General features: G+C 68.3%; 10 protein-coding genes. 5 read left to right on the top strand and 5 right to left on the bottom strand.

The genetic code is table 11. The annotated features are described in order from the left end of the window. Nucleotides 1-664: DUF1906 domain-containing protein (locus tag QH195_RS13395; RefSeq protein WP_280435596.1), on the top strand; the 664-nt coding region annotated here is incomplete at its 5' end. Between the two features lie 7 nt (nucleotides 665-671). Here the strand turns inward: QH195_RS13395 and QH195_RS13390 are convergent. From QH195_RS13390 to typA, 4 genes are all read right to left on the bottom strand, one after another. Beyond that, complete coding sequence (locus tag QH195_RS13390; RefSeq protein ID WP_280423225.1) at nucleotides 672-1,115, bottom strand: hypothetical protein; 444 nt, start codon at nucleotides 1,113-1,115, stop codon at nucleotides 672-674. A gap of 122 nt (nucleotides 1,116-1,237) precedes the next feature. Beyond that, nucleotides 1,238-2,167 carry an N-acetyl-1-D-myo-inositol-2-amino-2-deoxy-alpha-D-glucopyranoside deacetylase gene (gene mshB, locus QH195_RS13385; RefSeq protein ID WP_280435595.1) on the bottom strand — a complete coding sequence of 310 codons (930 nt, stop codon included), beginning with the start codon at nucleotides 2,165-2,167 and terminating at the stop codon, nucleotides 1,238-1,240. Continuing rightward, a complete protein-coding gene (locus QH195_RS13380; RefSeq protein WP_280423232.1) occupies nucleotides 2,149-3,891 on the bottom strand; it encodes an ABC transporter family substrate-binding protein in 1,743 nt (580 codons plus the stop codon). The genes mshB and QH195_RS13380 overlap by 19 nt, the downstream gene beginning before the upstream one ends. A 96-nt stretch (nucleotides 3,892-3,987) precedes the next feature. Then, the gene (typA, locus tag QH195_RS13375; protein ID WP_280423227.1) at nucleotides 3,988-5,886 is read right to left on the bottom strand and encodes a translational GTPase TypA; all 1,899 of its coding nucleotides are present in this window, start codon (nucleotides 5,884-5,886) and stop codon (nucleotides 3,988-3,990) included. Nucleotides 5,887-6,036: 150 nt separating this feature from the next. Between typA and QH195_RS13370 the strand changes: the two genes are divergently transcribed. Continuing rightward, complete coding sequence (locus QH195_RS13370) at nucleotides 6,037-6,213, top strand: hypothetical protein (RefSeq protein WP_280435594.1); 177 nt, start codon at nucleotides 6,037-6,039, stop codon at nucleotides 6,211-6,213. An 83-nt stretch (nucleotides 6,214-6,296) separates the two neighbouring features. Then, the gene (locus QH195_RS13365; RefSeq protein WP_280423228.1) at nucleotides 6,297-6,587 is read left to right on the top strand and encodes a 4a-hydroxytetrahydrobiopterin dehydratase; all 291 of its coding nucleotides are present in this window, start codon (nucleotides 6,297-6,299) and stop codon (nucleotides 6,585-6,587) included. Here QH195_RS13365 and QH195_RS13360 read toward each other — a convergent pair. Then, the gene (locus tag QH195_RS13360; RefSeq protein WP_432278334.1) at nucleotides 6,532-7,794 is read right to left on the bottom strand and encodes a mannosyltransferase; all 1,263 of its coding nucleotides are present in this window, start codon (nucleotides 7,792-7,794) and stop codon (nucleotides 6,532-6,534) included. The two genes, QH195_RS13365 and QH195_RS13360, sit on opposite strands and share 56 nt — an antisense overlap. A gap of 404 nt (nucleotides 7,795-8,198) precedes the next feature. Here QH195_RS13360 and QH195_RS13355 point away from each other — a divergent pair, with 404 nt between their 5' ends. Together QH195_RS13355 and QH195_RS13350 are read left to right on the top strand one after the other, a co-directional pair. Continuing rightward, on the top strand, nucleotides 8,199-8,960 hold the full coding sequence (locus QH195_RS13355) for an Rv1157c family protein (RefSeq protein ID WP_280435593.1): 762 nt from the start codon (nucleotides 8,199-8,201) through the stop codon (nucleotides 8,958-8,960). 68 nt (nucleotides 8,961-9,028) lie between these two features. Continuing rightward, nucleotides 9,029-9,391, top strand: a complete 363-nt coding sequence (locus tag QH195_RS13350; protein WP_280435592.1) for a hypothetical protein — start codon at nucleotides 9,029-9,031, stop codon at nucleotides 9,389-9,391. Nucleotides 9,392-9,483 lie beyond the last annotated feature (92 nt).

The following is a 9,483-nucleotide window of genomic DNA, read 5'->3' as shown; positions in this document are numbered from 1 at the left end:
GGGGGCACCGGGGGGGGGTGGGGGGTGGGGGGGGGGGCGGGCGGGGCCCGCGCCGCGGGGCACACTGCTCGACTATGCGGCGGGTGTGCCGTCGGCGGCGGCGATCAAAGCCGCCGGGCACGCGGGGGTCATCCGGTATGTGTCGGATCGTCGGCCGGGTGCGGAGTGGATGGAAGGGAAACCCTTGCTCGCCGGCGAAGTTTCGGCGTTGCGCGAGGCGGGGCTGGCGATTGTGTCCTGCTACCAGTTCGGCAAGGGACCCACTGCGGACTGGCGGGGTGGGCTGGAGGCCGGTAAGCGGCATGCCGAGCGGGGGCTGGAATTGCATCGCGCCGCGGGCGGCCCGGAGAATCGGCCGATCTACGCGTCCATCGACGACAATCCCACGCCGGTCGATTTCGCGACCATGATCCTGCCGTACCTGCACGGCTGGCAATCGGTGGTGGGGCGCGAGAACACCGGTGTCTACGCCAATGCACCCACCATCGAGCTGGCCCGGGTGGCCGGCGTGGGGGCGTGGTTCTGGCAACACGATTGGGGCACCCCGGCGGGTTTCGTGCATCCCGTGGCGAATCTGCACCAGTTCGAGATAGATGATCGCACGGTGGACGGGGTGGGGGTGGATGTGAACAATATCCTCACCGCGGAATACGGCGCCTGGTGATCACCGGTCACTTCTTCGCCGGCTTCGGCCGGTTCGCCGCCACATACATGTAGATCAACGGAACCACCGCCCCGCACAGGAACAACAGCAACGTCGGCAGATCACTGCGCAGCGGATAGTCACCACCCGGCCCGCGACTGGCGGCGATCAGGAACGCGACCAGCCAGGCGCCGACCGGGAGGAAGAGTACCGACAGCCGGGTGCTCACCGTCGCGACCGCCCACACCAGCGCCAGATTCACCGGCCCGGCCAGGATCGCGGTGAACGGTACCGGCACGGTGCCGATATAGAGGGGGAGATAGAGCACCTCGAGGATCAGTGCGATCACCGCGTCCAGGACGAGCACGGCGATGATCAGTGGGCCGGGTATACCGTTCACCGCGGCGGTGGCCCAGCCGCCGATCCGCGACCGCGGGCTCCGGGTCGCCGGATCGTTCACGGTGGCGGTCACCGGTGCGGCCGAGTCGCCGACGGTGCACTCGCTGTCACCCGCGCCGCGGCGCGGGCCGATCCACCCTCGAATTCCCAGTGCTGCATGCGGACGAGTGTATTCGGCGCCGCAGCGCCCGGCGGCTACGCCAGTCCGGCGAACAGATCGTCTTCGCGGCCGTCCGCGCCCCGGGGCCCGATCCGGCCGCGGGCCAGTATGTAGTGCTCTTCGGGGAGAACCGGCTGGGCCACCATGTTGGTCAGCGCGAACTCCCGCCCCGACGGCGCGACCGCGAGCTGGGTGGCATGGGCCCGCAGCGCGGCACGTTTATCGGTCAGCACCTCGGCCACGTCGATCGTCGTCGTCACCGAAGCGCTCGGTACACAGGCCAATTCGTTCTCCGCCGCGAGCCGCCACCCGGGTGGGAGGGCACCGGGCAGTCCGTCGACGGTGCGGCGGGCCAGCGCCCGCAGATGATCGCGCAGGATATCGGCGTCGGTCACGGTCCAGTAGAGCTTGGGAGTGTCCCAGCCCTGTGCGGCGGCGGCCGTCACCGCGGCGGCGGTGACCTCATGTGCCCGGATATGGTCGGGATGCCCGTAACCCCCGTTCGGGTCGTAGGTCACGACCACACGGGGCCGCAACCGCACGATCACCTCGACCAGCGCCGCGACGGCGGCGTCACCGGACCGGACGAACGCGCGCGGATGCTCGGCGGCCGGGGTACCGGCCATTCCGGAGTCGCGCCAGCGACCGGCGCCGCCGAGGAAACAGGGCGGCCCGGCAGCGAGTTCGGTCAGGGCTCGGGTCAGTTCGCCGATGCGGTAGCCGCCGAGCTGGTCGGCGTGATCGGCGGCCAATCCGGCCCATTCGTCGCCGATGATCTCGCCTTCTTCACCGAGCGTGCAGGTCACCACGGTGACCGGGACACCGAGCCGGCGATAGTGCGCGATGGTGCCGCCGGTGGTGATGCTTTCGTCGTCCGGGTGGGCGTGCACCAGCAACAGCCCGCCGCTTTCGGGTGTGCGCGCGGCGCGGGACCGGTCGGCGGGGGTCACGGTATCCGCCGCCACATCGCCGCGTCACCGAAGATGCCGGCCTGGATGGCTCCGCTGAGCGAGGCGCCGTCCACCGAGGGTCCGGCCGCGGCGACCACGTTGTCCTGCACGATCGGCAACACGATGGATTCGCCCCACAGCCGTGGTTCGGCGTCGGTCAGCGTCCGGGGCACCTCGGCCCCGCGCAGGGCGCCGTCGATCGCCGGCTGGAAAGCCGGATCGCAGACACCGGACAGATTGCTGGGCGCCTGCCGCGCCGCTTCCACAGCGGCGGGCACCTCGGTTTCGGTTTCGTTCGTATCGTCCTCGGGCGCCTCGGCGGGCGCCACGGGCGGACAACCGTAGCGGGAGGCCAGTGCCGTCGCCGGGTCGCCGCCGGTGGCTTCCCAGCCGACCACGGCGTCGACGGTGTTCTCGACCAGTTCCTTCCCGTACAGCTCGTCGGCCGGCAGATTGCGGACCGAGGCGTCGATACCGGCGCTGCGCAGCTGGTCGGCGGCGGTATTGGCGACAGCGAGGGCGGTATCGTCACCGGTCACCGCGCCGATCCGGAGCACCAGCGGTTCACCGTTGCGGGCCAGTGAACGCGGCCGCGGTGCGGGGGAGGTCGCCGAGACGGGGGGAGGTTCCGGTGCCCGGCCGAAACCGGCCTCGGCCAGCAGCCCGAACGCCTGATCGGCATTGAGCGGTGGCGGCTGGGTGGGGGCGTAGCCGGGGTCGGAAGGGGAGAGCACTTGGGCGCGAACCGGTTCCACCCAGTTGCCGGTCTGGGCGCCCACGGTGGCCAGCAGTGCCGGGTCGAGCAGCGCGAGGACCGCCGTGCGCACCCGGTGATCGGCGAGAACGCCGTCGCGTCCGTTGAGTGTCAGCCGCAGCTGCCGGGATTGCGGCATGATCGCGGTCCGCACCGAGGGGATCGCGGCGAGCTGGGCCTCGGTGGCGACACCGCCGTGCACGAGCGCCATCTGGGTATCGCCGTTGCGGAGCGAATCGGCGAGCTGGGCGGTGGTACCGCCGCGGCGCAGCAGGATCTGGTCCGGCCGGGCGGGTGTGCCCCAGAACCGGTCGTTGCGTTCCAGGAGGATCTCGTCGCGGCCGGGGTCGGCGGATTCGATGGTGAAATTACCGCCCGATACCGGTATCTGCTCGACCAGGGTGCGCTGGAAACCGCCCGGCGAATCCTTCATCAGATGGGAGGGCAGCAGATTCGCGAACAACTGCGGCCACGCCGGGTACGGCTCGTTCAGCACCACGGTGACGGTTTTGCCGCCACCCGACGAGCGGACCTCGGAGATGAGACGGTACCCGGCGGGATCGATCACACCGGGCTGGGTGATCATCTGCTGCCACAGGTACCAGAAATCCTCGGCCGCGATGGGCGCGCCGTCGGACCAGTTGGCCTGGTCCTTCAGCTGGTACGTGATCGTGAACGGTGCCTGTGAGGTGACCGTCGCCGATTCGAGCAGGGCGGTATCCGGTACCCACAGCGTCGCGCCGGGGGCGGCCGGGTCGGGCGTCGGCCGGAACGGACTCGGCAGGACCATGGCCGCGACCGCCGACGTCGCCGGGGACTGGTTCGACCGCAGGTGCGGATTGAACCCGATCCCGATATCGTCGACGGCCACCACCACCGTGTTCTTCGTCGGCTGCGCCGGTTCGGTTTTCGGGCTGTCGGTACTGGCGATGGGCGGCGGCGGATCGGCGGTGCATCCGGCCAGTACCGGAACGAGCACCGCCATCAGCACCAGCAGCCCGCGCCACACTGCGCGCCTCCCCGAAATCACCCTCGGCACTCTACCCAACGCCCGGCCGCCACGTCCGGCGGCGAAACCCGGTTACAGCGCGGCCCGGTCGCGGGCCTTGCGACGCGACAGTTCCCGGGCCCGTTCGTTGGCGGCCAGGGTCACCTTGCGCACCCGCACCACCTCCGGGGTCACCTCGACGCATTCGTCGGCCGCGCAGAATTCCATGGCCGCTTCCAGGTCCAGCTGCAGCGGTTTGGCGAGCGTCTCCATCACATCGGCGGTGGAGGAGCGCATATTGGTGAGCTTCTTCTCCTTGGTCACATTGATATCGAGGTCCTCGGCGCGCGGGTTGATCCCCACGACCATGCCCTCGTAGGTCTCCGCACCCGGTTCCACGAAGAATTGTCCGCGGTCGGCGAGCTGAATCATCGCGAACGGAGTCACCGTTCCGGACCGGTCGGAGACCAGCGATCCGGTGTGCCGGGCCCGGATCTCGCCGGCCCAGGGCGCATAGCCGTGGAAGACGGCATTGGCGATACCGGTGCCGCGGGTTTCGGTGAGGAAATCGGTACGGAACCCGATCAGCCCGCGCGAGGGCACGATGAACTCCATCCGCACCCAGCCCGCGGCATGGTTGTTCATCTGCACCATCTTGCCCTTACGGGCGGCCAGCAGCTGGGTGATGGCGCCCAGGTATTCGTCCGGGCAGTCGATGGTGAGCTCTTCGTAGGGTTCGTGCACCTTGCCGTCGACCTGCCGGGTCACCACCTGCGGTTTGCCGACGGTCAGTTCGAAACCCTCGCGCCGCATCTGCTCGACCAGGATGGCGAGGGCGAGTTCGCCACGGCCCTGCACCTCCCAGGCATCCGGGCGGCCGATATCGAGTACGCGCAGTGAGACATTGCCCACCAGTTCCTGGTCGAGGCGCGATTTCACCATGCGGGCGGTGAGTTTGTGTCCCTGGACCCGGCCGACCAGCGGCGAGGTGTTGGTGCCGATGACCACCGAGATCGCGGGTTCGTCCACCGTGATACGAGGCAGCGCGACGGGCTCTTCGGGGTCGGCGAGGGTATCGCCGATCATGATGTCGGCGATCCCGGCGACGGCGACGATATCGCCGGCCACCGCGACCTCACCCGGCTGCCGTTCGACACCCACGGTCTGCAGCAATTCGGTGATCTTGACGTTCTTCACGCCGTCGGCGTGCATCCAGGCGACGTTCGCGCCCTTGCGGAGTTCGCCGTTGTGGATGCGGACCAGCGCGAGCCGTCCCAGGAACGCGGAGGCGTCGAGGTTGGTGACATGGGCCTGCAGCGGCGCGGTCGGGTCGCCCTTGGGTGCGGGGATATTGTTCAGCAGCACATCGAACAGTGCGTCCAGGTTCTCCGCGTTCGGCACCTCGCCGTTCTGCGGCTGCTCCTTGGATGCCTTGCCCGCGCGGCCCGAGGCGTAGAGCACGGGCAGGTCGAGGGCGAGTTCGGCGGCCTCGGCGGCGTCGTCGTCCAGATCGGAGGCGAGGTCGAGCAGCAGATCGTGGCTCTCCTCGACGACCTCGGCGATCCGGGCGTCCGGGCGGTCGGTCTTGTTGACCACCAGGATCACCGGCAGACAGGCCGCGAGGGCCTTGCGCAGGACGAAACGGGTCTGCGGCAGCGGCCCCTCGGAGGCGTCCACGAGCAGCACCACACCGTCGACCATGGACAGCCCGCGTTCGACCTCACCACCGAAATCGGCGTGGCCGGGGGTGTCGATGACATTGATGACGGTGACGCTGCCGTCCGGATGATGCCGATGTACGGCGGTGTTCTTGGCGAGAATGGTGATGCCCTTCTCGCGCTCCAGATCGCCGGAATCCATCACTCGATCGACGAGTTCGGCACGTTCGGCGAAAGCGCCGGACTGCCGCAGCATGGCGTCGACGAGCGTCGTCTTGCCGTGGTCGACGTGTGCCACGATGGCGACGTTGCGAAAATCGCGTGCAGACGACACGCCGGTTCCTCCTGCTGGTTGGCAATTGCTTATCGGCCGGACCCTGGGATCGGGTAGATACGGACTCACCGGGCATCTGGGCCGTTTACACCCTACCGGGGTCGAGGTGGCCTGCTCGCGGCGCCCGAAGGTAAGGGTATGCTAACCCGCATGGGCAAGGTCAAGGCGAAAGAGGTATCGAGCCTCGAGCCGAAGAAGAAGTGCTGTCGTAAGAAGACGCGCTGCGTGAAATGCCCTGTGGTGATCATGCGGATGAAGCGCCTGGAGGCCACGGGCGCCACCGGCAAGGAATTGAAGAAAGGCCTGAAGAAGGCGCGCGCCGCGTGAAGTTTTTCACCCCGCGGGAGCCCGGACATCCCCGCGGTGACCGATTCTTGTGAGAACGTGCACCGGCGGGGTACCACGGCGTTATGACCACACCACTGCTCACCGAAACCGAGATCACCGACGCCCTCGATTCGCTGCCGGATTGGTCGCGGACGGGCGATGCGATCACCCGCACCGTACAAGCGTCGTCGTTCCTGGCCGGTATCGAACTCGTGCGCCGAGTCGCCGAGGCCGCCGAGGACGCGAATCATCATCCCGATATCGATATCCGCTGGCGGAAGGTGACCTTCACCTTGTCCACGCATTCCGCGGGCGGGCTCACGGCACAGGACGTGGCGTCGGCCCGGGAGATAGATCGGCTGGCGGGACGGTGATCCGGGAAACCGTCCGGCCCGCCCAGATCGTCCAGGCGTAGAGCGCCAGCGCGCCGATCACATCGACGGCGCCCAACCACGACCACACCCCCCACCGCGAGATCGTCCAGATCGAATCCTGCAGGAACGACAGCACCCACGGTGCGCCCACCAGGGTGGTGAGCAGCCAGTACCCGGCCAGGATCTTCGCCCCCGGAACCGCCCGGAACGGTCCGTACAGCAGCCAGAGAACCGTCGGCAGCAGCCAGCCCCAGTGATGCGACCAGGAAATCGGTGAGATCAGCAACCCGAACAGCTGCACGATCAGGGCAGTGCCCAGCAGATCGTCGCGGCGTAGCGCCCGCCAGGCGAACCAGCCCAGTACCGCCGTCACCAGCACACCGGCGATCCACCACGGCCCGGTGCCGACATCGCTGCCCAGCAACCGGCTCAGCGCCCCGCGCAGCGACTGGTTCCACACCGAACCCACCGGGCCGATCCGGTCGGCGTCGCCGAGCAGGGTGCCGAAGTAGCGCCGGGTCTCCTCGGGATTGAGCAGGAAACTGCCGCCGACGGTCAGGCCGAAGACCACCGCCGACCACACCGCCGCGAGCCAGCGGCGCCGTGCCAGGAAATAGAGGCCGCTGATCGCCGGCGTGAGCTTGATCCCGGCGACCATTCCGACCAGGGTCCCCGAGATCCACCACCGCGTACTACGGACGGCGAGCATCACCCCGAGCATCAGGAAGACGTTCACCTGGCCGTAGTCGATCGTGGTGCGCACCGGTTCGAACCACAGGCCCACGGCCGTCCACGCCACCGTCGCGGTGCGCCACCGCGGCTCCGTCAGCGCCTCCGGGCCCAGCAGTAATTCGAACGCGATCCGCACCACCCAGTAGAGGGCGGCGACGATCGCGAACAACCACAGCACCGCGACCACGGTGAACGGCAGGAAATGCAGGGGGAAGAAGACGACCGCGGCGAACGGCGGATAGGTGAAGGGCAGCGGAAAGTCGGGGGTCTTCTCGGCGTAGGTGAAATCGTAGAGATGGTCGGTGAGCAGCGAAGCCGAACCGTCCACGTAGACGTGCAGATCCACCAGATTCATACCGTTGGGTGTCAGCAGCATCCACAGCAGCCGCACCGCCACGCTGATCCCCAGTGCCGCCGAGGCCAGGCGAAACGGTGTGAACCCCCGAAGGTCGGTCCGGGCGCTGGGCTGATTCAAGACATGGGCTTTCGAGTCGGTCCGGGTCGGCGGCCGGACCCGGCGCGGCGGCAGGTGTTTCCGGCGCGGAATACATTAACCCGACGGTGTCGGAGCGCGGTGCGACCGGTTGGCTCGATCGTTCGCGGATGTCGGCGAGCGGAAACCGTCGGTGTCCGGAACCATCGGGCAACCCGCACGACACACATATACTCTCGACTCAAATTTCACACATGTCACAATGGCTACCCGCTACTGTCTGGTATCACAGCAAAACAGGGGTCGCAATCGCTACCCCGGTGCTGTACAACGCGTGCCAGTGTCCTTAGAGTGACCCCGAAACGACGGCTTTTCAGCGTCGCCCAGATGTACCCGAGGTAAGGACGGCTAGACCAGTGCTTCGCACCCGAGGATCGCGGATCGCAATGTCCGCGCTCGCCATTGCGGCGGGCGCCTCCCTCGTGGCGCCCGCGACAGCCGTCGCGGCCCCGGCCACCGAGTCATCGGTGAACAGCGTCCCGATGGTCCCCGAAGGGGTCCCGGTCGACGTTCTCGCCGCCCTGGCCCCGGTTATCGTCAATCCGCCGGCGGCGCCCGTTGCCCAGAACGTCGCCGCGCCGGGCAGTCCCCAGGCCGCGATCCTGGCCCGGGCCCGCGCCCTGCTGGACACGGTGAATCTGCCCCCGCAGATCAAATCGACTCTGGAACGGGTCATCACCTTCCTGGACGGAAGCGGTGGCGGCGGCCCCGATATCCCGGAATCCGGTCCGGTGATCGCCCAGTTCCTCTACCCGACGATCGGTAAGGGCTGCATCGCCCCGTCCGGCGATTCCGTCGGTACGGCCCTCGCGGTTCCCGGCCCGGCGCAGCTGCCGCCGCCCGGCCCGGCCGCCGGCCAGACGGGTTTCGTGTTCACCGCGCTCGGCACCGAACGGCCCACGGCCGAACAGCCCCGGCCGATGACGGTGCAGTGGCGCAATATCGATACCGGCGCCGCCGGCACCGAGGTACTCACCGACGAAGCGAAGATCAACCCCGACGGCCCCGCGACGCTCTCGGCGATCGCGAACACGGGCACCGGGCGCGTTGTCGCGGTGATCGGCGGCGGGCTCACCACCCAGGCCACCGAAACCGAAGCGCGCACCTGCTCCTTCGCACCGACGCTGGGCTTCTTCACCGTCGGTTAGTCGTAAACAGGCTGTTTCCGGCGCATTCGTGCGCCGAAAAACAGTCCCGGCTGTGGTAGACCGGGGATATGGCGACTGTCGAGCACTCGTACAGGTCAATCCGGAGTCGGCGCTCGTCGCGGTCGATTCTGTCCATCAGATCCGAAGGGTCGATCCTGTCGATCGGGTCGGCGTACTCCATCCTGTCCATCGGCAGTGCCGGATCGGTACTGTCGATCGGCTCGATCGGGTCCTTCGGATCGCTCATCTCCAGCGGATCGTTCCTGAGCCTCGGTTCGGCGCTGTCCGGGCTGTCGCGCTGGTCGCTGCTGTCGTGGATGGGCAACCATTCGAGTCCCGACGAACGGCCGGGGCTGCGGGGGGGGGGGGGCCAAACCGGTAAGACCAAAGCGCCCCCCCCCCCCAGTAAAAACAGACCGGTGTTTTTTTGACGGGCCCGGCGCCCGACCGGGCGATCGACTCAGCCGCGCAACCCGCCATATCGGACAGCTCCGCGGTGGTGACGCGGAGATCGTCCGAGACC

The organism is Nocardia carnea (assembly GCF_029868855.1).
In the GTDB taxonomy this organism is placed as follows: Bacteria; Actinomycetota; Actinomycetes; order Mycobacteriales; family Mycobacteriaceae; genus Nocardia; species Nocardia carnea_A.
The sequence above is the reverse complement of the archived record's forward strand: the minus strand, read 5'-3'. Positions and strand labels throughout refer to the sequence as shown.